Source organism: Streptomyces sp. NPDC026515 (genome assembly GCF_055567595.1).
The window spans coordinates 328561-352090 of record NZ_JBVHQD010000001.1; the positions used below are offsets into that span (position 1 = coordinate 328561).

The 23530-nt window shown below is 72.2% G+C and carries 19 protein-coding genes; 6 read left to right on the forward strand and 13 right to left on the reverse strand.

What is annotated here, in order from left to right; all coding sequences use genetic code 11:
- Positions 1 to 71 precede the first annotated feature (71 nt).
- Positions 72 to 983: an endonuclease/exonuclease/phosphatase family protein gene (locus tag ACZ4O3_RS01380; protein ID WP_467720750.1), complete on the reverse strand. Its 912-nt coding sequence runs from the start codon at positions 981 to 983 to the stop codon at positions 72 to 74.
- A 58-nt stretch (positions 984 to 1041) separates the two neighbouring features.
- On the opposite strand from ACZ4O3_RS01380, the gene ACZ4O3_RS01385 reads away from it, so the two are divergent.
- Together ACZ4O3_RS01385 and ACZ4O3_RS01390 are read left to right on the forward strand one after the other, a co-directional pair.
- On the forward strand, positions 1042 to 2520 hold the full coding sequence (locus ACZ4O3_RS01385; RefSeq protein WP_467720751.1) for a hypothetical protein: 1479 nt from the start codon (positions 1042 to 1044) through the stop codon (positions 2518 to 2520).
- Between the two features lie 30 nt (positions 2521 to 2550).
- Positions 2551 to 4071, forward strand: a complete 1521-nt coding sequence (locus tag ACZ4O3_RS01390) for a hypothetical protein (protein WP_362728339.1) — start codon at positions 2551 to 2553, stop codon at positions 4069 to 4071.
- A gap of 65 nt (positions 4072 to 4136) precedes the next feature.
- Here the strand turns inward: ACZ4O3_RS01390 and ACZ4O3_RS01395 are convergent, their stop codons facing one another.
- The 5 genes from ACZ4O3_RS01395 to ACZ4O3_RS01415 form a co-directional block, all read right to left on the reverse strand.
- Positions 4137 to 6266 (reverse strand): 3-hydroxyacyl-CoA dehydrogenase NAD-binding domain-containing protein, encoded by a 2130-nt coding sequence (locus tag ACZ4O3_RS01395; protein ID WP_467720752.1) that lies wholly within the window; start codon positions 6264 to 6266, stop codon positions 4137 to 4139.
- Positions 6263 to 7480 carry a thiolase family protein gene (locus ACZ4O3_RS01400; protein ID WP_362727149.1) on the reverse strand — a complete coding sequence of 406 codons (1218 nt, stop codon included), beginning with the start codon at positions 7478 to 7480 and terminating at the stop codon, positions 6263 to 6265. Before ACZ4O3_RS01400 ends, ACZ4O3_RS01395 begins: the two co-directional genes overlap by 4 nt.
- A gap of 599 nt (positions 7481 to 8079) precedes the next feature.
- Positions 8080 to 9360 carry an HRDC domain-containing protein gene (locus tag ACZ4O3_RS01405; protein ID WP_467720753.1) on the reverse strand — a complete coding sequence of 427 codons (1281 nt, stop codon included), beginning with the start codon at positions 9358 to 9360 and terminating at the stop codon, positions 8080 to 8082.
- Between the two features lie 195 nt (positions 9361 to 9555).
- Positions 9556 to 10218 (reverse strand): response regulator transcription factor, encoded by a 663-nt coding sequence (locus tag ACZ4O3_RS01410; protein ID WP_123973178.1) that lies wholly within the window; start codon positions 10216 to 10218, stop codon positions 9556 to 9558.
- Between the two features lie 309 nt (positions 10219 to 10527).
- Entirely contained in the window at positions 10528 to 11205 is a 678-nt protein-coding gene (locus ACZ4O3_RS01415; protein ID WP_362729022.1) for a DUF3000 domain-containing protein, read from the reverse strand.
- A 97-nt stretch (positions 11206 to 11302) separates the two neighbouring features.
- On the opposite strand from ACZ4O3_RS01415, the gene hemE reads away from it, so the two are divergent.
- Positions 11303 to 12370: a uroporphyrinogen decarboxylase gene (gene hemE, locus ACZ4O3_RS01420; RefSeq protein ID WP_362729020.1), complete on the forward strand. Its 1068-nt coding sequence runs from the start codon at positions 11303 to 11305 to the stop codon at positions 12368 to 12370.
- Positions 12371 to 12379: 9 nt separating this feature from the next.
- On the opposite strand, the gene ACZ4O3_RS01425 is transcribed toward hemE, so the two are convergent.
- Positions 12380 to 13204 carry a rhomboid family intramembrane serine protease gene (locus ACZ4O3_RS01425; RefSeq protein WP_467720754.1) on the reverse strand — a complete coding sequence of 275 codons (825 nt, stop codon included), beginning with the start codon at positions 13202 to 13204 and terminating at the stop codon, positions 12380 to 12382.
- 131 nt (positions 13205 to 13335) lie between these two features.
- Here ACZ4O3_RS01425 and ACZ4O3_RS01430 point away from each other — a divergent pair, with 131 nt between their 5' ends.
- Complete coding sequence (locus ACZ4O3_RS01430; RefSeq protein ID WP_467720755.1) at positions 13336 to 13638, forward strand: hypothetical protein; 303 nt, start codon at positions 13336 to 13338, stop codon at positions 13636 to 13638.
- Positions 13639 to 13893: 255 nt separating this feature from the next.
- Here the strand turns inward: ACZ4O3_RS01430 and ACZ4O3_RS01435 are convergent, their stop codons facing one another.
- On the reverse strand, positions 13894 to 15279 hold the full coding sequence (locus ACZ4O3_RS01435) for an FAD-dependent oxidoreductase (protein ID WP_467720756.1): 1386 nt from the start codon (positions 15277 to 15279) through the stop codon (positions 13894 to 13896).
- 37 nt (positions 15280 to 15316) lie between these two features.
- The gene (locus ACZ4O3_RS01440) at positions 15317 to 16201 is read right to left on the reverse strand and encodes a DUF4349 domain-containing protein (RefSeq protein ID WP_467720757.1); all 885 of its coding nucleotides are present in this window, start codon (positions 16199 to 16201) and stop codon (positions 15317 to 15319) included.
- A 154-nt stretch (positions 16202 to 16355) separates the two neighbouring features.
- Here ACZ4O3_RS01440 and hemG point away from each other — a divergent pair, with 154 nt between their 5' ends.
- Both hemG and hemQ read left to right on the forward strand, forming a co-directional pair.
- Positions 16356 to 17855, forward strand: a complete 1500-nt coding sequence (hemG, locus tag ACZ4O3_RS01445; RefSeq protein WP_467720758.1) for a protoporphyrinogen oxidase — start codon at positions 16356 to 16358, stop codon at positions 17853 to 17855.
- 5 nt (positions 17856 to 17860) lie between these two features.
- Complete coding sequence (hemQ, locus tag ACZ4O3_RS01450; RefSeq protein WP_467720759.1) at positions 17861 to 18592, forward strand: hydrogen peroxide-dependent heme synthase; 732 nt, start codon at positions 17861 to 17863, stop codon at positions 18590 to 18592.
- 6 nt (positions 18593 to 18598) lie between these two features.
- Here hemQ and ACZ4O3_RS01455 read toward each other — a convergent pair whose 3' ends face one another.
- The 4 genes from ACZ4O3_RS01455 to ACZ4O3_RS01470 form a co-directional block, all read right to left on the reverse strand.
- Positions 18599 to 20233, reverse strand: coding sequence for an alpha/beta hydrolase (locus tag ACZ4O3_RS01455; protein ID WP_467720760.1), 1635 nt, complete (start codon positions 20231 to 20233; stop codon positions 18599 to 18601).
- Between the two features lie 152 nt (positions 20234 to 20385).
- Entirely contained in the window at positions 20386 to 21165 is a 780-nt protein-coding gene (locus tag ACZ4O3_RS01460; protein WP_384997021.1) for a TIGR04222 domain-containing membrane protein, read from the reverse strand.
- A gap of 95 nt (positions 21166 to 21260) precedes the next feature.
- Positions 21261 to 22055 carry a DUF4142 domain-containing protein gene (locus ACZ4O3_RS01465; protein ID WP_467720761.1) on the reverse strand — a complete coding sequence of 265 codons (795 nt, stop codon included), beginning with the start codon at positions 22053 to 22055 and terminating at the stop codon, positions 21261 to 21263.
- 199 nt (positions 22056 to 22254) lie between these two features.
- The gene (locus ACZ4O3_RS01470) at positions 22255 to 23520 is read right to left on the reverse strand and encodes an MbnB/TglH/ChrH family RiPP precursor modification enzyme (RefSeq protein WP_467720999.1); all 1266 of its coding nucleotides are present in this window, start codon (positions 23518 to 23520) and stop codon (positions 22255 to 22257) included.
- Positions 23521 to 23530: the final 10 nt, after the last annotated feature.

Here is a 23530-nt window from a genome sequence, read left to right on the forward strand (position 1 = left end):
ACCGCCCCAGGACCGCGCCGGTGAACACACCTGGGGGCCCCGGCGCCGCCGTGGGCCGCACAGGCCTGCGCTCAGTCCGTGCGCACGCGCAGCAGCAGCGCGTAGTGGTCCGACGCGCCGGTGTCGCGCACCGTGCAGCGGACCGTGGACAACCCGGTGAACAGATAGTCGAACTTGTGGCCGGAGACATGCGTGCTCCGGCCCGCCCGGGAGGACGCGGAGGACTGGTCGCACTCCCGGTGACTGGAATACGGACCGGACGGCCACACCCACGAGTAGGGGTTGGCCGCGCCCGGCGGATTCACGTTGAGATCACCGCCGTACACCGTGCGCCGCGCCGCCGCCGCCGCGGCCAGCGTCTTCAGCTGGTTGTCGCGGAACTCCCAGCCGGGGTGTGCCGCGTCGCTGTGCCGCGGGCTCAGATGGGCGGTGCACACCCGCAGGTCGTGCGCGGCGACGGTGGCGCACAGGATGCCCCGCTGCACCCCGACGGTCGGCTGCTGCGAGGACACCGAGGCGACGGCGGACAGCCGGTAGGCGGAGAGGATCGCGAAGCCGGCGGTGCCCGCCCCGGGCGTGCCACACCGGACCGGTGCCGTCCGCCCCGACGTGTCACGCCGCGCGTAGGCGTGGAACGCGGTGTGCCAGGACCGGCCGAGTCCTTCGCGTACCGACTCCAGTTCGGTGGCGCAGGTCTCCTGCAGGAAGATCACCCGTGCTCCGGCCCGCGTGGCGAGCTCGTCCAGCTCGCGCCTCTTCAGCGTCCAGCCGCCGGTGGCCGCACAGCCCCACTGCTGGACGCCGCACATGTTCCAGGTCGCCACGGTCAGCGCCCGGGACGAGGCGTAGGAGTGGTCGGGCCGGTAGGTCTGGAGCACCGTCACCGCGGTGGCCAGCCCCAGCAGGGCGGCCGCCGCGAGGGCGAGCCGGCGCCGTCGGCGGTCCGGGCGGCCGGGCACGGACGAGGAGGAAGCGGGATGCACCACGACATGATGGCCGACCCGCCGACCGGACACCACACGACGAGACGGAAAACGCACCATGTCTGAAGCACCCGTGAAGGGCCGCCAGGTGATCCGGGGGATCGACGCCTCGGGCGGCTACCCCGTGGAGTACCGGTTCGCCCACGCGCGGGGCGGCAACCGGCACCTGACGGTCGTCTTCGCCAACATCTACGCCCCGGACGACTACGGCTGGGCCACCGGCATCCTCGACAACCTCCGCTCCAACATCCTCTGGATCCGCGACAGGTTCGACGCCGGGAACACCTACTACCTCTGCAAGGACATGGACTTCGGCGTCGCGCAGTCCGTGATCGGGCTGATCTCGAACGTGATGAAGGCCCTCGGCCTCACCCCGGACGACGTGACCCTGTGGGGCAGCTCGAAGGGCGGCAGCGCCGCGCTCTACTTCGGGCTGCGCTACGGCTTCCGCAACATCGTGGCCAGCGTCCCGCAGTTGCGGATCGGCACCTTCGTGCGCGACGTGTATCCGGACACCGGCCGGCACATGCTCGGCGAGGAGATGCCCGAGGACGGCGTCCGGCTCCTCGACGCGGTCCTGCCCGACCTCCTGGCCTCCGGCGCCAACCAGGACGCGCACCTCTACCTGGTGTCCTCGCCCCAGGACGAGCAGTACGCCAGCCAGGTGGAGCCGTATCTGGGGCTGCTCCAGCGATACCCGAACTTCAACTTCGTCTTCAGCGAGTCCCCGCACATCACCGACCACGGCAAGGTCACCCAGCGCAACACACCCCCGCTGCTCGGCATCGCCTACCTCCTCGTGGAGGGCATCAGCCCACGCCTGGGCATCACCCGCCACGGCTACGAGGAGCCCGACGCGGACCGGTCGGGTATCACGTCCTTCCTCGCGTCCACATCGGTCGTCCAGGACGGGCTCGCGGCGCCGGTCGTCACCGTGCCGGTCGAGCACGGTCCGCTGCCGACGACCGGCGTTCTCGTCGGCAGCGCCCCCGGGGCGGTCCGCGTGAGCATCTGGGAGAACGGCAGGTACCTGGCCTCGGCACCCGTCGCCTCCGACGGCGGCTGGACCTGGCAGCGCCGGGAGCCGTGGCGACCGGGCGAACACACGCTGCGGGTCTTCGCCGTCGCGTCGTCGGGCCATCAGTCGCGGCGCACCGAGGTGAACTTCACCGCGTCCGAACAGGGCGCGGCCCACGGCGAGGCACCGCAGTACGACACCCTGGAGCCGGTCGTCCAGCAGACCTACATGGCGCTGCCGCCGCCGATCGTGCACACACCGGAGCCCCACCAGGAGATCCTCGGTACCCAGGTCCGCTTCACCGGCGCCTCCAACGCCGCCGTCCGGGTCGGCTTCCGGGAGAACGGGGCACCGCTGGGCTTCTGCCCGGTCGGTCATGACGGCCGCTGGCTCTGGGACGCCGACTGGAACTGGGCGGGCGGCACGCACACCGTCGAGGTGTTCGCGGCCAATGCCGCGGGCGAGGAGTCGCCGTCGGCCTCCGTCACCTTCGCCGTCATGCGGACCCCCGGCCACTGACCCGACACACCTCAGGAAGGGATGTCACCCATGCCCCCAGCACCCTCGAACGGGAGGCAGCTGCTCACCGGTATCGAAGCCTCGGGAGCGTTTCCGGTCGAGTACCGGTTCGCACATGCCCAGAAGGGCAACCGGCACCTGGTCGTCGTCTTCGCCAACTTCTCCGCACCGGCCGACTACGGCTGGTCCAACGGGGTGTTCGACAAACTGCGCGCGAACATCCTCTGGATCCGGGACAGTTTCGCCGGGAGCCAGAGCTACTACCTCTGCAGGGAGATGGACTTCGCCCTGGAGCAGTCCGTGATCGGGCTGATCTCGAAGGTGATGACCGCCCTCGACCTCACCACCGACTCCGTCACCCTGTGGGGCGGTTCGAAGGGGGGCAGCGCGGCCCTCTACTTCGGCCTGAAGTACGGCTTCAGGAACATCGTCGCCATCGCGCCCCAGTTGGCCGTCGGTACCTATGTGAAGACCGTGCATCCCCGCGTCGCCCGCTTCATGCTCGGCGAGGCCGTGCCGGAGGAGAACGTGCGGATCATGGACGCGCTCATCCCCGACCTGGCGCGCTCCGGTGTCCACCGCTCGGCCAACATCTACCTGGTCTCCTCGCCGCAGGACGACCAGTATCCGGTCCAGGTGGAGCCCTACCTGGGTCTCTTCCAGCACTACGAGAACTTCAACTTCGTCTTCAGCGACTCGCCGCACATCGCCGACCACACCCAGGTCGCGGGCCGCAACGTCCCCCTGCTGATGGGCATCGTCAACTTCCTGATCGACGGCATCGCCCCGCGGCTGGGTTTCGTGCGCAACGGTTTCGAGGAGCCGGACCGGGACCGGTCCGCCATCGACTCCTACCTGTCCGCCACCGCCACGGTGCGCGGCGCCGACTTCCCGGCCCCGGTGGTGACGGCACCCGCGCCGAGGTCGCAGGTCCGCCGGGACGCCGTGCGGTTCACGGGGCGTGCGGCGGGTGCCCTGCGGGTGATCGTCTGGGAGCACGGCAAGTACCTCGGGCAGAGCGATGTCGGCCCCGACGGCACGTGGTCCTGGGAACTGGGCAGAGCCTGGAGCAAGGGCGAGCACCCGGTGAAGATCTACGCCGTGGACGCGGTGGGCTACCAGTCGGGCCGCACCGAAGTCCGCTTCACGGCCGTCGACTCCGTGCCGGGGCCCGTCACCCCGACGAGTCCCGGCGCCCCGGCGCCGATGGTGTCGACGGTGGGGCCGAGTGCCACGGCGCCGGTGGTGCTGGAGCCCGTGGCCCATGAGCAGGTCCTGGACTCGCACGTCGTCTTCAGCGGCTCCGCCGCGGGCGCCGTGCAGGTGGGATTCCGGGAGAACGGGATGCTGCTGAGCGGCGCGCCGGTCGCCGCGAACGGCGGCTGGACGTGGGAATCGGGGTGGCCGTGGAGCGAGGGCCCGCACGTCGTCGACGTCTTCGCCGTCGACGGGGCGGGCACGGAGTCCCCGGTGACCCGGGTCCCCTTCACCGTCATGAACGTCTCCGCCGCGGCGGCGTCACCCGTGTCCTACTACGGCGGCTCCTTCTGACAGGGGCACGAGCACGGAAAAGGGGCCTTCCGCGGTACGCGGAAGGCCCCTTCGCTCCCGGGGTGTTACGCCGGGACCGAAGCCACGCCGGGCGCCAGGAACTTCTTGCCGTTCACGCGGCCGGAGACACCCTCGCGGTCCAGGTACGGCGTGATGCCGCCCAGGTGGAAGGGCCAGCCGGCGCCCGTGATCAGGCAGAGGTCGATGTCCTGTGCCTCGGCGACGACACCCTCGTCGAGCATGAGCCCGATCTCCTGGGCGACGGCGTCCAGGACGCGGTCACGGACCTGCTCCTCGCTGAGGACCACGTCACCCTGCTCGAGCAGCGCGGCGACCTCCGGGTCCAGCTCCGGCTTCCCGCTGTCGTAGACGTAGAAGCCGCGCTTGCCCGCCTTGACGACGGCCGCGAGGTTCGGGGAGACGGTGAAGCGGTCCGGGAAGGCCCGGTTGAGGGTCTCCGAGACGTGCAGACCGATGGCGGGACCGACCAGCTCGAGCAGGACGAGCGGGGACATCGGCAGGCCCAGCGGCTCCACCGCCTTCTCCGCCACCTCGACCGGGGTGCCCTCGTCGATGACGTTCTGGATCTCGCCCATGAAGCGGGTGAGGATGCGGTTGACGACGAACGCCGGGGCGTCCTTCACCAGCACCGCGGTCTTCTTCAGCTTCTTGGCGACGGCGAAGGCGGTGGCCAGCGCCGCGTCGTCGGTCCGCTCGCCGCGCACGATCTCCAGGAGCGGGAGGATCGCGACCGGGTTGAAGAAGTGGAAGCCCACGACCCGCTCGGGGTTCTTGAGCTTCGACGCCATCTCCGTCACCGACAGGGAGGAGGTGTTCGTCGCCAGGATCGCGTGCGCCGGGGCGACCGCCTCGACCTCCGCGAACACCTGCTGCTTGACGCCGATCTCCTCGAAGACCGCTTCGATGATGAAGTCGGCGTCCGCGAAGCCCTCGGCCTTGTCCAGCACACCGGTGACCAGTGCCTTGAGGCGGTTGGCCTTGTCCTGGTTGATACGGCCCTTGCCGAGCAGCTTCTCGATCTCGGCGTGGACGTAGCCCACACCCTTGTCGACGCGGTCCTGGTCGATGTCGGTCAGCACGACCGGCACCTCGAGGCGGCGCAGGAAGAGCAGCGCGAGCTGGGAGGCCATCAGACCGGCGCCGACGACACCGACCTTGGTGACCGGACGCGCCAGGTTCTTGTCCGGCGCACCCGCCGGACGCTTGCCGCGCTTCTGCACGAGGTTGAACGCGTAGATGCCCGCGCGCAGTTCACCGCCCATGATCAGGTCGGCGAGCGCCAGGTCCTCGGCGTCGTAGCCCTGCTGGAGGTCGCCGTTCTTGGCGGCGGCGATGATGTCCAGGGCGCGGTAGGCGGCCGGGGCGGCGCCGTGCACCTTGGAGTCCGCGATGAACCGGCCCTTGGCGACGGCCTGGTCCCAGGCCTCACCGCGGTCGATCACCGGACGCTCGACCTCGATGTCGCCCTTCAGCACCTGGGCGGTCCAGATCAGCGACTGCTCCAGGAAGTCGGCACCCTCGAAGAGGGCGTCGGCGATGCCCAGGTCGAAGACCTGCTGCCCCTTGAGCTGCTTGTTCTGGTTGAGGCTGTTCTCGATGATGACCGAGACGGCCTTGTCGGCGCCGATCAGGTTCGGCAGCAGCGCGCAGCCGCCCCAGCCCGGCACCAGACCGAGGAAGACCTCGGGCAGCGAGAACGCCGGGATGGCCTTCGAGACGGTCCGGTACGTGCAGTGCAGACCGACCTCGACGCCACCGCCCATGGCGGCACCGTTGTAGTACGTGAAGGTCGGCACGGCCAGGCCCGCGAGGCGCTTGAAGACCTCGTGGCCGCCCTTGCCGATGGCGAGCGCGTGCTCGTGCTCCTTGAGGAGCTCGACGCCCTTCAGGTCCGCGCCGACCGCGAAGATGAACGGCTTGCCGGTGATGCCGACACCGACGATCGTGCCGTCGGCCGCCTCCTTCTCCACCTGGTCGATCGCGGTGTTGAGGTTGGCCAGCGAGGCCGGGCCGAAGGTGGTCGGCTTGGTGTGGTCCAGGCCGTTGTCCAGGGTGATCAGCGCGAAGCGGCCGGCCCCGGACGGCAGGTCGAAGTGGCGTACGTGCGCCGACGTCACGACCTCGTCGGGGAACAGGTCGGAGGCCTGCTTCAAAAGCTCGGCGGTGCTGCTCACTTGTCCCCCTCGAAGTGCGGGTTCTCCCAGATGACCGTCGCGCCCATGCCGAAGCCGACGCACATGGTGTTCAGGCCGTAGCGGACGTTCGGGTGCTCCTCGAACTGGCGGGCCAGCTGCGTCATCAGACGCACACCCGAGGAGGCGAGCGGGTGACCGAAGGCGATGGCGCCGCCGTACTGGTTGACGCGCTCGTCGTCGTCCGCGATGCCGTAGTGGTCGAGGAAGGCCAGCACCTGCACGGCGAAGGCCTCGTTGATCTCGAACAGACCGATGTCGGAGATGCTCAGCCCGGCCTGGGCGAGCGCCTTCTCGGTGGCCGGGATCGGGCCGTAGCCCATGACCTCGGGCTCGACACCGGCGAAGGAGTACGACACGAGCCGCATCTTGACCGGCAGGTTGTTCTCACGGGCGAAGTCCTCGCTCGCGATGAGCGAGGCGGTGGCGCCGTCGTTCAGACCGGCCGCGTTACCGGCGGTGACCCGGCCGTGCACACGGAACGGCGTCTTGAGACCCGACAGGTTCTCCAGGGTGGTCCCGGGACGCATCGGCTCGTCGGCGGTGACCAGACCCCAGCCGGTCTCGCCGCCCTCGGGGTTGGTCCGGCGCACCGAGATCGGCACCAGGTCGGCCTGGATCTTGCCGTCGGCGTACGCCTTGGCGGCCTTCTCCTGCGAGCGCACCGCGTACTCGTCCGCGCGCTCCTTGGTGATCTGCGGGTAGCGGTCGTGCAGGTTCTCGGCGGTCATGCCCATGAACAGCGCCGACTCGTCGACCAGCTTCTCGCTGACGAACCGCGGGTTCGGGTCGACGCCCTCGCCCATCGGGTGGCGGCCCATGTGCTCGACACCGCCGGCGATGGCGATGTCGTACGCGCCGAAGGCGACCGAACCGGCGACCGTGGTGACGGCGGTCAGGGCGCCGGCACACATGCGGTCGATGGAGTAGCCGGGCACGGAGGTCGGCAGGCCCGCGAGGATGCCCGCGGTACGGCCGATGGTCAGGCCCTGGTCACCGATCTGCGTGGTCGCGGCGATGGCGACCTCGTCGATCTTCTTGGTGTCCAGCCCGGGGTTGCGGCGCAGCAGCTCCCGGATCGCCTTCACGACGAGGTCGTCGGCGCGGGTCTCGTGATAGATGCCCTTCGGGCCCGCCTTGCCGAACGGGGTACGGACGCCGTCGACGAAGACGACATCCCTGACGGTACGAGGCACGATTGGCTCTCCTCCAGGGTGCGGGATGGCACTGCTGCGATGCGCTGAGCGCGCTCAGGCCCCATGCTACTTGTGAGTAACGTGACTGCCCACCCCTGGCGGGCGGAGCGGCGAAGGTCACACGCACCGAGGCCGTGAACGTGGTGGTCGCGCTGTTCCCGCTGGTCGTGCCGTCATGCAACGTTGGCGTGATCTCGACGTCCGTCCCGGTTCCGTTTCCGCACCCCTGCCGGGTGCGGACCGGCCAGAGCCTGTCCGGCGGATCACGCCGGGACGCGGGGCCTGCCACGCCCTTGCCCGGAGGGGCCCCGGCGGCGTTGTCGCCGGTCGTCCACCGTCCCCGGCGTTCGACCGGACTCCGCTCACCGGCGCCGATGAGGCGCCGTCGGCCTACCGCGCCCTGATCCGCCGGACCGGCGCTACTAGGGCGTGTTGCGAAAGTCCCGTCTGCGGTGCGACGCCGTGCACGCACGCTCGCCGCACCGGGCGAAGGCCCGAGTACATCCCGTACGAGGCCTTCCGCCCGGCACGCCGGGAGCACGCACCTGACGCCGCACGGCCCGCCCTCCGGGCGAACGACGGGACTTTCGCAACACGATCTAGGCGGTCAGCGCCGTCACCAAAGCCGCCGTCACCTGCTCCACCTGCCACGGGCGGGCGCCGTAGCCCGCCAGAGCCACCGCCACCGCCTCGGCGTCGACGGTCTTCGGCGGCTCCCAGCAGAGCCTGCGCACCGTGTCGGGCGTGATCAGGTTCTCCTGGGGCATGGTGAGCTGTTCGGCCAGTGCGGTCACCGCGGCCCGCGCGGCGGACAGCCGCGCGGCCGCCGCGGGGTCCTTGTCCGCCCACGCCCGTGGCGGCGGCGGACCCGTCACCGGCTGACCCGGCAGCGGCAGCCCGGCGTCCGGCAGGGCCTTGGCCCGGTCCACCGCCGCCTGCCACTGCTCCAGCTGCCGTCGTCCCATCCGGTGTCCGAAGCCGTTCAGCGCCGCGAGGGCGTGCACGTTCGCCGGAAGCGCCAGCGCGGCCTCCACGATCGCCGCGTCACTGAGCACCTTGCCGGGCGACACGTCCCGCTTCTGCGCGATCCGGTCCCGCGTCTGCCACAGCTCCCGCACCACACCGAGCTGCCGGCGCCGCCGCACCTTGTGCATTCCCGACGTCCGGCGCCAGGGGTCCTTGCGCGGCTCGGCCGGCGGCGCGGAGGCGATCGCGTCGAACTCCTGCCGTGCCCACTCCAGCTTCCCCTGCCGGTCCAGCTCCTTCTCCAGGGCGTCGCGCAGATCGACGAGCAGCTCGACGTCGAGGGCCGCGTACCGCAGCCACGGCTCGGGCAGCGGCCGGGTCGACCAGTCGACGGCGGAGTGGCCCTTCTCCAGGACGAAACCGAGGACGCTCTCGACCATCGCCCCGAGCCCGACCCGCGGGAACCCGGCGAGCCGCCCGGCCAGCTCGGTGTCGAACAGGCTGCCGGGCATCATGCCTATCTCGCGCAGACAGGGCAGGTCCTGGGTGGCCGCGTGCAGCACCCACTCGACACCGGCCAGCGCCTCGCCGAGGCCGGACAGGTCGGGGCAGGCGACGGGGTCGATCAGCGCCGTGCCGGCGCCCTCGCGGCGCAGCTGGACGAGGTAGGCGCGCTGCCCGTAGCGGTAGCCGGACGCGCGCTCGGCGTCGACGGCCACGGGGCCGGAGCCGGCCGCGAAGGCCGCGACCACGCGGGCGAGCGCATCCTCGTCCGTGACCACGGGCGGAATGCCCTCACGCGGCTCCAGCAAGGGAATCGGCGCCCCCGTCACAGAAGATCCGGCCTCGTCCGGGGGAGTGCCCCCGGTGGTGCGCAGTGAACTGTCTGCTGCGGTGTCTTGGGCGTCGGTCACATGTCAAGGGTATCTGTGTGTGGACGGCGCCCGTCGACGGAACGTTCCGTCGACGGGCGCCGGGGGGTCGTAAACCAGTCAGCTCGGTGAAAGATCAGGTCCACGAACGGGGGACGTCGCCGTAAGACGTGACAGCGGATCAGCGGCCGATCCGGTTCACGTCGCTGAACGGTGGAGTGCGGGATGAACGGACGGTCAGTGGATGATGCCGGTGCGCAGGGCGACGGCGACCATCCCGGCGCGGTCGCCCGTGCCGAGCTTGCGGGCGATCCGGGCCAGGTGGCTCTTGACGGTGAGGGCGGACAGACCCATCGAGACACCGATCGCCTTGTTCGACTGGCCCTCCGCGACCAGTCGGAGCACCTCGACCTCACGGCCGGAGAGCTCGCGGTAGCCGCCCGGGTGGCTCGGGGCACCCGGGGGGCGGCGGTGCATACGCGCGGCGGCGGAACCGATGGGCGCGGCGCCCGGTCGGGTGGGGAGCCCGATGTTGGTGCGGGTGCCGGTGACCACGTAGCCCTTGACCCCACCGGCCAGGGCGTTGCGCACCGCGCCGATGTCGTCGGCGGCGGACAGGGCCAGGCCGTTGGGCCAGCCCGCGGCGCGGGTCTCGGACAGGAGGGTGAGGCCGGAGCCGTCGGGGAGGTGGACGTCGGCGACGCAGATGTCTCGGGGGTTGCCGATGCGGGGACGAGCCTCCGCGATGGACGAGGCCTCGATGACGTCGCGCACGCCGAGCGCCCACAGGTGGCGGGTGACGGTGGAGCGGACGCGCGGGTCGGCCACGACCACCATGGCGGTGGGCTTGTTCGGGCGGTAGGCGACCAGGCTTGCGGGCTGCTCAAGGAGAACGGACACCAGGCCTCCTGGGGTGGGGGACGGGGCCGGCTTGTGGGGAAGAAGCCGGGACGAACCGTGCTTTCAAGGTCACAGTCGTCTTCGGCATCAAACCCGTCCGCCTTTAGAGAATGATCACGATTTAGTGAGCAATAATTCGCGCAAATCGGACATGCGATCGATCATCCGAAGATCGAATCGGTTCGGCCTGTTGTCGTACGGGACAGAAAGTGGCCGTATCGACAAAGAGATGGTCAACGAGGGGTGGGTCGCCGGGGTCCGGGTGAACGGGTCTCCCGTTCGTGACGGACGGGAGACCGGACGCGGTGTCTAGCGCGCCTGCGGGTCACGGCGCTGCGGCAGCGTGACCACCGACGCGTCGCCGGGAGCGGCCGGCGGCAGTCCCGCCACCTGTGCCAGCAGGTCGCACCAGGAGGTGAGGTGCGCCGCGGTGTCCGGGACCCCGGCGCGGCCCTCCCGGGGCGTCCAGGAGGCCCGGATCTCGATCTGTGAGGCGGCCGGGCGTTCGGACAGCCCGCCGAAGTAGTGCGAACTCGCCCGCGTGACGGTCCCGCTCGGCTCCCCGTACGACAGACCGCGCGCCTGGAGGGCACCGGTGAGCCACGACCAGCAGACGTCCGGCAGCAGCGGATCGGCCGCCATCTCCGGCTCCAGCTCCGCGCGCACCAGCGTGACCAGCCGGAACGTGCCCCGCCAGGCGTCGTGCCCGGCCGGATCGTGCAGCAGCACCAGACGGCCGTCGGCGAGGTCCTGGTCGCCGTCGACGACCACTGCCTCCACGGCGTACGCGAACGGGGCCAGACGCTGCGGTGCGGGCGTCGGTTCCACCTCGACCTGCGGCCGCAGCCGGGCGCCGCGCAGCGCGTCGACCGCGGCCCGGAAGGCCGGTGGCGCCGTACTCCCCTTATGTCCTTCGCCCTCCTCGGTGCCTTTCCCCTCGCCCGTTCCGCCAGCGCCGTCCGACAGTCGTCCCTGAGCCGCAGCCATGCGGGGAAGAGTAAGGGGAACGACGCCTTCGCGCAGGGAGAGACACCACCTAAGGGCGCGGTCACGCCGGGTCCGGGGCCGTGCGAGACTTGCCGTCGTGAGTGCGAACGGTAGCCCCGCGGGCCAGCAGCCGACAGCGACGTACGACAGTGCCTTCCTCAAGGCGTGCAGGCGTGAACCCGTGCCGCACACCCCCGTGTGGTTCATGCGGCAGGCCGGCCGCTCGCTGCCGGAGTACCGCAAGGTGCGCGAGGGCATCCCCATGCTGGAGTCGTGCATGCGGCCCGAGCTGGTCACCGAGATCACGCTGCAGCCCGTGCGCCGGCACAACGTGGACGCGGCGATCTACTTCAGTGACATCGTCGTGCCGCTCAAGGCGATCGGTGTCGACCTCGACATCAAGCCCGGCGTCGGCCCGGTCGTCGCGCACCCGGTCCGCACCCGCGCCGACCTCGCCCAGCTCCGCGACCTGACCCCCGAGGACGTCTCGTACGTCACCGAGGCGATCGGCATGCTCACCCGTGAGCTCGGACCGACCCCGCTGATCGGCTTCGCCGGCGCCCCGTTCACCCTCGCGAGCTACCTCGTCGAGGGCGGCCCCTCGCGCACGTACGAGAACGCCAAGGCGATGATGTACGGCGACCCGGAACTCTGGGCCGACCTGCTGGACCGCCTCGCCGACATCACGGCCGCGTTCCTCAGGGTCCAGATCGAGGCCGGCGCCTCCGCCGTCCAGCTCTTCGACTCGTGGGCCGGCGCGCTGGCCCCCGCCGACTACCGCCGCTCGGTGCTCCCCGCCTCCGCGAAGGTCTTCGGGGCCGTCTCGGGGTACGGCGTCCCGCGCATCCACTTCGGCGTCGGTACCGGCGAGCTGCTGAACCTCATGGGTGAGGCCGGCGCGGACGTCGTCGGCGTGGACTGGCGCGTCCCGCTCGACGAGGCCGCCCGCCGGGTCGGGCCCGGCAAGGCGCTCCAGGGCAACATCGACCCGACCGTCCTGTTCGCGGGCAAGGACGCGGTGGAGGCCAAGGCGCGCGAGGTGCTCGACGCGGCCGCCGGCCTCGAAGGCCATGTCTTCAACCTCGGCCACGGCGTGATGCCGTCCACCGACCCGGACGCGCTGACCCGGCTGGTCGAGTACGTCCACACCCGGACGGCCCGCTGACCCGGTCCGCTACCAGCCGTGCCGGGGCCGGGCCCGTCTGCCGAACAGCAGGCCGCGCGGTTCCGGCGGCGGGGGCGTGCCCGGCTTGAGCGGCCAGGCCAGCAGCATGCCCACGAGGAAGCCGACGATGTGCGCCGCGTATGCCACCGTGCCGGCGTCCGAGACGCCCTCGCCGGACGAGTACACGGCCTGGAGCACGAACCAGAAGCCCAGCACCAGCCAGGCCGGCAGCCGCAGGGGCAGGAAGACCAGGAACGGGACCAGCACCCAGACCCTGGCCCTCGGATAGAGGACGAGATAGGCGCCCAGGACGCCGGCGATCGCGCCGGACGCGCCGATCAGCGGGTCCGCCGAGGTGTCGTTGAGGAGCGCGAAGCCGTAGCCGGCCGCGTAGCCGCAGACGACGTAGAAGAGGAAGTACCGGACGTGGCCCATCCGGTCCTCGACGTTGTTGCCGAAGATCAGCAGGAACAGCATGTTGCCCAGCAGATGCAGCCAACTGCCGTGCAGGAACATCGCCGTGAAGACCGACAGCACCGGCGACTTGTCGTAGGCGGGCGGCCCGACGACACAGCCGGGGCCGTTCCGGCCGACCCCCACGGTGCCGGTGGGCACCAGCCCCGGCATCTGATGGTGGATCAGCTCCCTGGGCACCGCGGCGTAGTGGTCCGTGAAGGCCTGCAGATGGCACAGCTGGGCCAGATCGCTGCTGCCGGCCACCGAGCCGGATATGCCGGGCATGAACAGGAAGACGAGGATGTTCGCGGCGATGAGCGCGTACGTCACGTACGGCGTGCGCCGCACCGGGTTGACGTCATGGACGGGGATGACCACAGCTCACTAGTGCCCAGGGCGGGGGCGCCCGAAGCGTGAGGCGGCCCGGTGAACGTCGGCGCGCGCGGGTGCGTATGTCCTTGCGACCGATGAGCCTCGGGCGAGGTTCCAGGCGACGTGAGGACCAGGCGATGAACGAGCGGGTTGCTTCTCAGGGGTTCCCTCCCATGCAGGCCATGCCGGACGGCGAGGCGGAGATCTCCCTCGTCGTGCGGCTGCCCTGGGAGGACGTGGCGCGGCTCGGTCAGGAGGCGGGACGGCTGGCGGCGCAGATGCAGCGGCCGGTGACGCTGGACGAGGCGGTGAGCAACCGGCTGCGGTCGACCCGGCCGGCGGCGCACGCGGCGCGGCCGGGGACCGAACCGCAGCCTCCGGCCACCGCGCCGGGTGGTGCGGGGGTGACGTCGTTGCCGCGGATCAGCGGGACGGCCTAGCTAGGGCGTGTTGCGAAAGTCCCGTCTGCGGTGCGACGCCGTGCACGCACGCTCGCCGCACCGGGCGAAGGCCCGAGTACATCCCGTACGAGGACTTCCGCCCGGCGCGACGGGAGCACGCGCCTGACGCCGCACGGCCCGCCCTTCGGGCGAACGACGGGACTTTCGCCACACGCCGTAGGACGCGGTGCGGGTGCCCGGGCACTGGTCGCGTCCACGCGGCGGTGGCCGCACGTCGGCACAGCCCCGCGCCCCCTACCGGGCGCTCACCTTGACCGCCGCCTTCCGTGCCGCCACCAGTACCGGGTCCCACACCGGCGAGAACGGGGGCGCGTAGCCCAGGTCCAGGGCCGTCATCTGTTCCACGGTCATGTTCGCCGTCAGGGCCACCGCCGCGATGTCGACCCGCTTGGCCGCGCCCTCCCGCCCCACGATCTGGACGCCGAGAAGGCGGCCCGTGCGGCGTTCCGCGAGCATCTTGACGGTCATCGGGCTGGCGCCGGGGTAGTACCCGGCGCGGCTGGTGGACTCGATGATGACCGTCTCGAACCGCAGGCCCGCCCGCAGCGCGTCCTTCTCGCGCAGGCCGGTGCGGGCGATCTCCAGGTCGCAGACCTTGCTCACGGCCGTGCCGACGACACCCGGGAACGTGGCGTAACCGCCGCCCACGTTGGTGCCGATGACCTGGCCGTGCTTGTTGGCGTGGGTGCCCAGCGGGACGTACTGCTCCTGTCCCGAGACCAGGTTCAGGACCTCCACGCAGTCGCCGCCCGCCCAGATGTCCTGGTGGCCGCGGACCCGCATCGCGAGGTCGGTGAGCAGGCCGCCGCGCTCGCCGACGGGCAGGCCCGCCGCCCGGGCCAGGCTCGTCTCCGGGCGGACGCCGATGCCGAGGATCACCACGTCCGCCGGGTACTCGCCGTCCTCCGTGGCCACCGCGCGGACACCGCCGTCCTCGCCGGTGAGCACCTTGGTGACCTCGGCGTCGTTGACCATGGTGATGCCGAGGCCCTCCATCGCCTCGTGCACCATGCGGCCCATGTCCGGGTCGAGCGTGGACATGGGCTCGCTGCCGCGGTTGACGACCGTCACCTCGTAGCCCCGGTTGATCATCGCCTCGGCCATCTCGACGCCGATGTAGCCGGCGCCGACGACCACCGCGCGACGGCCGTGCGTGCGTGCCAGCGTGTCGAGCAGCGCCTGGCCGTCGTCCAGGGTCTGCACGCCGTGCACCCCCGGCGCGTCCACGCCCGGCATGTCGGGACGGATCGGCCGGGCGCCGGTCCCGATGACGAGTTTGTCGTACGGCGTCCAGGACTCGGCGCCGGAAGCGAGGTCACGCGCGCGTACCCGTTTCCCGGCCACGTCGATCCCGGTGACCTCGGTGCCCATCCGCAGGTCGATGTCGCGCGACCGGTGCTCCTCGGGCGAGCGGGCGATCAGCTCGTCGCGTTCCGCCACGTCACCGCCGACCCAGTAGGGGATGCCGCAGGCCGAGTAGGAGCTGAAGCGGCCGCGCTCGAAGGCCACGATCTCCAGCTCGTCCGGTCCCCGCAGCCGGCGCGCCTGGGACGCCGCGGACATGCCCGCGGCGTCCCCGCCGATCACCACCAGTCGTTCCCGTCCACCGCTCATGTCCATGCGAACACGCTACGGCGCGGCGGAATTTCGGGCTTCCTCAGGTCTCCCCACCGGGCGTGCGGCGCCGGCGGACGACCCGCCACCACAGGAACGCGGCCAGGGCCGCCAGGGCGGCGAACGGCAGGGCCGCGCCCAGCGCCAGGGCGATCCAGCGCAGCATGGTGACGAAGACGTGCCAGCCGCCCGCCAACGCGTCCACGAACCCGGGCGTGTCGTCCTTCGCGGCCCTCGTCACCGGCGTCTCGGTGAGCGACAGGGTGATGGTGGCCAGGCCGGTGCGGTCCTTCAGGGACGCCTGCCGGGCGAGCAGCGCCTCCAGGTCGGCCTCCCGGCTGCTCAACTCCCCTTCCAGGGTGACCACGTCACTGAGCTTGGTGGCCCGGTCCATCAGCTCCCGGACCCGGGCCACACTGGCCCGCTGCGACGTGATGCGGCTGTCCACGTCCACCACCTGGTCGGTGACGTCCCGGGCCTTGGCGGTGCGGTCGAGGAGCTTGCCCGCGCCCTGGAGGTCGGTGAGCACCTCGTCGTACTTCTCGGTGGGGACCCGCAGGACCACGCGGGTGCGTTCACGGCCCTGGGAGCCCCGGGTGGTGGTCTCGTCGCCGACATAGCCGCCGGCGTTCTCGGCCGTGGTGCGGGCCTCCTCCAGGGCCTTGGGCACGTCCTTGACCTGCACGGTCAGGGAGGCGGTACGGATGATGCGGTTCACCGTGAGCGTGGGGGCCCTGTCGGTGTTTCTGCCGGCGCTGTCCTTGGCGCCCGCCGAGCCCTGCGCCGCCTCCTGGGGCGCGGCGGCGCCCACGGCGGACTTGGCGTCGCCGGAGTCGCCGGCGGAGCTGCCGTCCGCGCTGCATCCGGTCAGGACGAGGGCGGCGGCCAGCAGGAGGCCGGCGAGGACGGGTCGTACGGGATGTCGCATGGTTCCCCCCGGGGGTGGTGATTACTGACGCTCCTTCGACGCCGGGGCGGTGCGGCACGTTTGGACGCGACGGTCCCGATGCGGTCACGGTCCGGACGCGCCCCGGTCACCGGGCCGGGTCGGGAGCGCCGGTGGCGTTTGAGAGAGTGGGCTCATGAGCGCAACGGACACGGGACAGGTCATCGTCGTCGGTGCCGGGATCGCGGGGCTCGCCGCGGCCCACCGGCTCCTGGAGCGCGGCCTGCGCGTGACCGTGCTGGAGGCCTCGGAGAGAGTCGGCGGCAAGCTGCTGCCCGGCGAGATCGCGGGCGTACGGGTCGACCTGGGCGCCGAGTCGATGCTGGCCCGCCGGCCCGAGGCGGTCGCCCTCGCGCGCGAGGCGGGTCTCGGCGACCGGCTGCGGCCACCGGCCACCGCCACGGCCATGATCTGGACCCGGGGCGCCCTGCGTCCCATGCCCAAGGGCCATGTCATGGGCGTTCCCGGCACCGCCGCGGCGCTGTCCGGCGTGCTGTCCGAGGAGGGCCTGGCACGTGTCGAGCGCGATGCCGAGCTGCCCCGCACCGAGGTCGGCGACGACGTCGCGGTGGGGGAGTACGTGGCCGGGCGGCTGGGCCGGGAGGTCGTCGACCGGCTGGTCGAGCCGCTGCTCGGCGGGGTCTACGCGGGCGACGCCTACCGCATCTCGATGCGCTCGGCGGTCCCGCAGCTCTACCAGGCCGCCAGGACGCACGACTCGCTGACCGGGGCCGTCCGCGAGATCCAGGCCAAGGCGGCCGCCAACCACCAGACGGGCCCGGTGTTCATGGGCATCGAGGGCGGCGTCGGCACCCTGCCGCCGGCGGTCGCCGCGTCGGTGCGGGCGCGCGGGGGCGAGATCGTCACCGGCGCCCCCGTGACCGAGCTGCGCCGGGTGGCACCGGGCGCGTCCGGCGACCTCGACCGCGACCGCGCGGGGGCGGACGGCCCGCACACCGGGTGGCGGGTCGTCGCCGGCGGCCGGGTGCGGTACGCGGACGCCGTGGTCGTCGCCGTCCCGGCGCCCGTCGCCGCCGGCCTGCTGCGCGCCGAGGCGCCCGCCGCCGCGGCCGAACTGGCCGCCGTCGAGTACGCCTCGATGGCCCTGGTCACCCTCGCCTACCGCCGCGCCGACCTCGCCCTGCCCGAGGGCAGCGGCTTCCTGGTGCCGCCCGTCGACGGTCGCACCATCAAGGCATCCACCTTCGCCTCGCAGAAGTGGGGCTGGATCGCCGACGAGGACCCGGACGTCGTCGTGCTGCGCACCTCGGTCGGGCGGTACGGCGAGACGGAGGTGCTGGGACGCGCGGACGGCGACCTCGTCGACCTCTCCCGGCACGACCTGCGCGCGGCCACCGGCCTGACCGCCACCCCCGTCGCCACCCGTGTCACCCGCTGGACCGACGGCCTGCCCCAGTACCCCGTCGGCCACCACGCGCGCGTGGCCCGCGTCCGCGAGCACGTCGCCGCGCTCCCCGGCCTGGCGGTCTGCGGCGCCCCGTACGACGGGGTGGGCATCCCCGCCTGCATCGCGAGCGCGTACGCGGCCGTCGACCAGCTGGGCGGTGACCTGACGGCGGTGCGCGAGCTCACCGCCCACCCGGTGCAGAGCCTGCACGGCGGAGCGGGAGAATAAGGACCATGAGTGACGACGCCCCCACCACCGCCGCCGAGCGGATCCCGAACAAGGGCAAGCTGGCCAAGGACCTCAACGAGGTCATCCGCTACACCCTGTGGTCGGTCTTCAAGCTGAAGGACGTACTGCCCGAGGACCGCACGGGCTACGCCGACGAGGTCCAGGAGCTGTTCGACCAGCTCGCGGCCAAGGACGTGACCGTGCGCGGCACCTACGACCTCTCCGGTCTGCGCGCCGACGCCGACCTGATGATCTGGTGGCACGCCGAGGACAGCGACCAGCTCCAGGAGGCGTACAACCTCTTCCGCCGCACGAAGCTCGGCCGCGCCCTCACGCCGGTCTGGTCGAACATGGCGCTGCACCGCCCCGCCGAGTTCAACCGCTCGCACATCCCGGCGTTCCTCGCCGACGAGACGCCGCGCAACTACGTCAGCGTGTACCCGTTCGTGCGCTCGTACGACTGGTACCTGCTGCCCGACGAGGACCGCCGCCGGATGCTCGCGGACCACGGCAAGATGGCCCGCGGCTACCCGGACGTGCGCGCCAACACGGTCGCCTCGTTCTCGCTCGGCGACTACGAGTGGATCCTGGCCTTCGAGGCCGACGAGCTGCACCGCATCGTCGACCTCATGCGCCACCTGCGGGCGTCCGAGGCCCGGATGCACGTCCGCGAGGAGGTCCCGTTCTACACGGGCCGCCGCAAGGACGTCGCGGAACTGGTCGCGGGCCTCGCCTGACGACGCTCAGCGCCGGCCGGCCATGCCCTTCAGGGAGTCCCGCAGCTTCTTCTGCTGGGCCCGGCCGGCCGGCTTCGGCTCCGGGTGCCCCGCGCAGGACGCCCGCCGCTCCGGGAGCCGGCCGTCCAGCAGATAGGCCTCCAGATAGCCGTTGACGCACTTGTTGGGGCCGCCGCCGATGCCGTGGGTGCCCGCGTCCCGCTCGGTCACCAGCACCGAGTCGGCCAGCCGCCGGTTCATCTCCAGCGCGCCCGCGTAGGGCGTGGCCGCGTCCCGCTCCGCCTGCAGGATCAGCGTCGGCGCCAGCTCGCCGGGACCGGTCCGCACGTCCAGGGCCTTCTGCCGGGGCGCCGGCCAGTAGGCGCACGGCAGGTTCATGAAGGCGTTGTCCCAGGTCTCGAACGGCGCCACCCGGGCCAGCCGGGTGTTGTCCCGGTCCCAGGTCCTGAAGTCGGTCGGCCAGGCCGCGTCGTTGCACTCGACGGCCGTGTAGACGGCGTTGCCGTTCTCCGCGGCCGCGGCCGACGCGGGCGTCGGCGCCGCCAGCCTGACCAGCGGCCTGGCGTCCCCCTTCAGGAACTTCGAGAGCGCCTCCGCCCGGCTCGGCCAGTAGTCGTCGTAGTACCCGGCCGACAGGAACGCGCTCTGCAACTGCGCCGGCCCGACCTTCCCGCCGGCCGCCTTCTTGGCCAGCCGCTTGCTCGCCCGGTCGTAGCTCGCCTGCACCTTCGCGGCCGTCTTCCCCAGCCCGTATGCGCCGTCGTGCCGCGCGATCCACGCCCGGAAGTCCGCCCAGCGGCTCTCGAACGCGGCCGACTGCTCCAGGTTGGCGCGGTACCAGATCTGCGCCGGGTCGGGGTTCACCGCCGAGTCCAGCACCATCCGCCGTACGTGCGAGGGGAACAGGGTGGCGTACAGCGCGCCGAAGTAGGTGCCGTAGGAGGCACCCATGAAGGTCAGCCGGTTCTCGCCGAGCCCGGCGCGCAGCACGTCCAGGTCCCGGGCGTTGTTGAGCGAGGTGAAGTACCTCAGCTTGTTCCCGGAGCGCTTGAGGCAGCTGCGCGCGTACGCCTTCGCCTCCGCGACCCGCGCCTTCTTGTACGCGGCCGAGGGGTGCGTCGGCGACGGGGCGGGCGCCTTGAAGAAGCGCTTGGGGTCCACGCAGGACAGCGGCGCCGAACGGTCCACCCCGCGCGGGGCGTAGCCGACCAGGTCGTAGGCGGCGGCGAGGCGCTTCCACTCGGGGAGCACGCCGACCATCGGGAAGTCCATGCCGGAGGCGCCGGGACCGCCCGGGTTGTAGACCAGGGCGCCCTGCCGGGGCACCTTGCGCTTGCTGTTGTGCGGGTCCTTGTGGGTGGCCCGCACCCGGCTGACGGTCAGTCTGATCTGCTTGCCGTCCGGATGCGCGTAGTCCAGCGGGACGCTCAGTGTGCCGCACTGGAAGGAACTCGGGTAGTCCAGCGCGGCGGCGCACGTGCCGAAGTCGATGCCCTCCTCGCGCGCCCGTGCGGCGGCCACTGCGGTACCGCGCAGTTCGGCCGTCGCGTCCGGGACGCGGGGGGCGCTCCCGGCCGGGGCGGCGGCAAGGGTGGTGAGGATCAGGGACCCGGCTGCCGAGTACAGGGCGGGGGCTCTCATGGCGTATCCCTTCGGTGCGGTCGCTGCGTGGCGCGGCAGCAACGGCACCGCAGCGACTGCACGGCAGCAGTAAAAGGGATATTTCGACCGGTTGCCGGCGAAGGCAAGCACCGGCGGCCGGTGTCGGCGCCAATGCCCCTGTACGCCCCCGCTCACTCCCGCGGGAGCTGGTCCCGGTGTGCGAAGGCCGCACGCAGCTCCGGTTCACCGATCGCGCGGATGCCGCGGACGGCGACGGAGGCGAGGAACGAGTGGTCGTCGGCCGCCCGGTTCGTCCGGCGGTGCAGTCCGCCCAGCAGCCGCTGGCCGGCCGGGGAGGCCCAGCGTGCGTAGGGGTGCACCTCGAACCGGGCGATGCCCAGGCAGCTCAGCGTCAGCGTGAGGGGCAGCGCGAACCACACGGCGACCAGGTCGCGGGGCATCTCGGTCGGGGCGGGCAACAGCAGGGCGGCCACCGCCAGGCCGGTCACGGCGACCGCGGCGGCCCGGACCTGACGCACGCCCGACGCGACCGTCGTACGTGCCGCCGCGTCCGGCACCGCGAGCCCGGCCCGCACCAGCCCCTCGCCGAGGCTCCGCACGGCGTCCGCGCCGGCCGCGGCCGACCGCACCGGCGCTATCCGCGACTGCCCCTCGGGCCCGATGGCACCTATCACCGAGCGCTCCATCTCGTCCCGCCCGCGCGGGTCCACGACGGTCGCCCAGCCGGTGTGGGCGAGCAGCAGCCGCTGCTGGCGGGCCATGGACACCAGCGTCAGATCGGCGACCCGCGCGGGCCCGCCGGACAGGAACGCGGCCTCGTACAGCGTCAGGTCGTGGCCTCGGCCCGGGTCCGTGCCGGTGGCCGCGGTGCGTACGGCGGCCAGGCACAGCCGCGTGCAGGCCGTGCCGGCGACGGCCCACGCCAGCAGCAGGAGAAGGACCCAGAACATGACGCGTTTCTATGCCAGGGGCTTGGGAAACGCCATGCCCTTTTCACATTCCGGACCGAGCGTTGTCGGTATGTGACGTTCCACTTTCGTGCAGGTCAGGGGCTGTCGGGCGGCGGGGGACTGGAGGCGGCGGGCGGCAGCGGGTAGGCCGAGGCCGTCTGCGGGCCCGGCACCGGGGACGGTGTGACCGGGATCGCGTCGCCCGGCGCGAAGACCGGCGGTGAGACGGCGGGGGAAGGAGTGGCCGCCAACTGCTGCGCCAGCGCGCCGAAGTCGACGTACCCGGTGGCCTCCAGCATCTTGATGTGGTCCAGGACGGTGGTGTTGGCGTCGTCGGCGAGACCGCGGACCAGGATGTTCTGGGTGTCGGCCCGGACCTGGGCGACGACCGGGAAGACCCGGCCGTGGGCCAGCCGCAGGATGTTCGCGAACTGCCGGTCGAAGTCCTGCCCCTGTGCCCCGGCCAGCGTGGCGAGCCACTGCCGCTGCTGGTCGTTGGGCTGGTTGGGGATCGGTATGCCGAGCACGCCGGCCACGCTGCGCACATGGGCGTCCAGGGTGGTGTGTCCGTCGATGAGGTGCTGCCCGGCGGCCCGGACGGCCTGGGTGGTGCCCTTCTGCTCCGCCATCTCCCCGGCCGGCAGCTCCCAGAGCCCGGCGAGCCGCACCTTGACGACGAGGTCCCGGTCCAGGGCGGACAGCGGGCCGTAGCGGGTCGACACGGTCTGGGCGCTCAGCACGTTCACCGAGCCGGTCGGGTCCGAGCGGTCGGCGTACGACCAGACCGGGAAGACCAGGGCGGCGAGGGTCGCCGCGAGACAGGTGATGATCAACCCGGTGCCGGTGAATAGGCCTCGGCCTCGGACGGGGGGTCGGGGACGCGCGCGCATGATGCCTCCTGCACCGCACGGCTGGGGCTTCGCTGTGCGGGTTTGGCATATTACCGAGGGGGTGGAGCGCGGTCCGGGTCGAGGGGGTGGTGATGGTTTGGGGCCGGATGTCGGGTGCGGCCCGTGGCCGGCCGGTCCCGCCCCCCGCGGCGGCAGCCGCATGTCCCCCGCATCCCCGCGCCCTGGCGATGCGCCGTGTTCACCCCCGCCGCAGCAGTGCCCTTCGCCGGGGCGTGGCGCCCGCCCGGTCCCGCCACCACTTCTCCAGGCGGCGGCGCGAGGCCCAGCCTTCCGTCCGCCCCTCGCGCAGCAACCGCTCCGCGAAGTCCAGCGCGTCCCGCCGGTAGCCGCCGGTCATCGGCCGGACCTGCGCATACGCCAGGAACGCCGGCCGGTAGGCGTCCCCCAGGATCTCCGGCAGCTCCGGCGCCACCTTCGCCACCACGTCCGCCCGCTTGGACGCCAGCGCCCGCGCCTGCACTCCCATCCGCACCCGGTCGAACCCCTCCGGTACCGGGGTCCCCGCGACCAGTGAGGACAGCACAGCCGTCTGACCCAGCCCGACGCGTTGCCGGGCGGCGTCGGTCAGCTCGGGCGCGGCCACGGGCGGCGGGGGAGCGAACCGGCGGCCGGTCTGCGCGCCCCCCGCCGCGACCGCCCCGCGGATCGCCGCCAGCTCCCGCTCCAGCGCGGCCGGTCCGGGGAAGTTCTCGTCCCGCTCCAGCAGCACTCCGGGCGGGGCGACCCGGGAGGCGAGGTCGGTCAGCACGTCCAGGACCTCCGGGGGCACCGGGTGGGCGTGGCTGTCGTGCCAGACACCGTCCCGCTCGAAGCCGCCCGCGACATGGACGTAGGCGATGGCCTCGACGGGGAGTTCGGCGAGCGCCTTGGCCGGGTCCTCACCCCGGTTGACGCGGTTGGTGTGCAGGTTCGCCACATCGATCAGCAGCCGTACCCCGGTGCGGTCGACGAGGTCGTACAGGAACTGCCCCTCGGTCATCTCCTCGCCCGGCCAGCAGATGAGCGCGGCGATGTTCTCGACGGCGAGCGGCACGGGCAGCGCGTCCTGGGCGATCCGGACGTTCTCGCAGAGGACGTCGAGCGCGTCCCGGGTGCGGGGGACCGGGAGAAGGTGTCCCGCCTCCAGCAGCGGTGAGGCCGTCAGCGGCCCGCCCGCGCGGACGAACGCGATGTGCTCGCTGACGAGGGGGGACCCCAGCGCCTCCGCCCGCTCGGCGAGCGCCGTGAGCCGGTGCTCGTCGGGGCGGTCCGCGCCGCCGAGGCCGAGGGAGACACCGTGCGGTACGACCGTCACCCCGCGCTCGCGCAGCCGCCGCAGCGACTCGGGGAGGTGATCGGGGCAGGTGTTCTCGGCGACGACCTCGACCCAGTCGACACCGGGCATGCGCTCCACGGCGTCCGCGATCTCCGGCCGCCAGCCGATGCCCGTTCCCAGCCGCTCCAGGACCATGGTC

Coding starts and splice junctions, on each gene's coding strand:
- ACZ4O3_RS01430 (WP_467720755.1), top strand. CDS start 13,336: ATGAACGAGCGGGTTGCTTCTCAGGGGTTCCCTCCCATGCAGGCCATG.
- ACZ4O3_RS01390 (WP_362728339.1), top strand. CDS start 2,551: ATGCCCCCAGCACCCTCGAACGGGAGGCAGCTGCTCACCGGTATCGAA.
- ACZ4O3_RS01455 (WP_467720760.1), bottom strand. CDS start 20,233: ATGAGAGCCCCCGCCCTGTACTCGGCAGCCGGGTCCCTGATCCTCACC.
- ACZ4O3_RS01465 (WP_467720761.1), bottom strand. CDS start 22,055: ATGCGCGCGCGTCCCCGACCCCCCGTCCGAGGCCGAGGCCTATTCACC.
- hemG (WP_467720758.1), top strand. CDS start 16,356: ATGAGCGCAACGGACACGGGACAGGTCATCGTCGTCGGTGCCGGGATC.
- ACZ4O3_RS01415 (WP_362729022.1), bottom strand. CDS start 11,205: ATGGCTGCGGCTCAGGGACGACTGTCGGACGGCGCTGGCGGAACGGGC.
- ACZ4O3_RS01435 (WP_467720756.1), bottom strand. CDS start 15,279: ATGGACATGAGCGGTGGACGGGAACGACTGGTGGTGATCGGCGGGGAC.
- ACZ4O3_RS01440 (WP_467720757.1), bottom strand. CDS start 16,201: ATGCGACATCCCGTACGACCCGTCCTCGCCGGCCTCCTGCTGGCCGCC.
- ACZ4O3_RS01460 (WP_384997021.1), bottom strand. CDS start 21,165: ATGTTCTGGGTCCTTCTCCTGCTGCTGGCGTGGGCCGTCGCCGGCACG.
- ACZ4O3_RS01385 (WP_467720751.1), top strand. CDS start 1,042: ATGTCTGAAGCACCCGTGAAGGGCCGCCAGGTGATCCGGGGGATCGAC.
- hemQ (WP_467720759.1), top strand. CDS start 17,861: ATGAGTGACGACGCCCCCACCACCGCCGCCGAGCGGATCCCGAACAAG.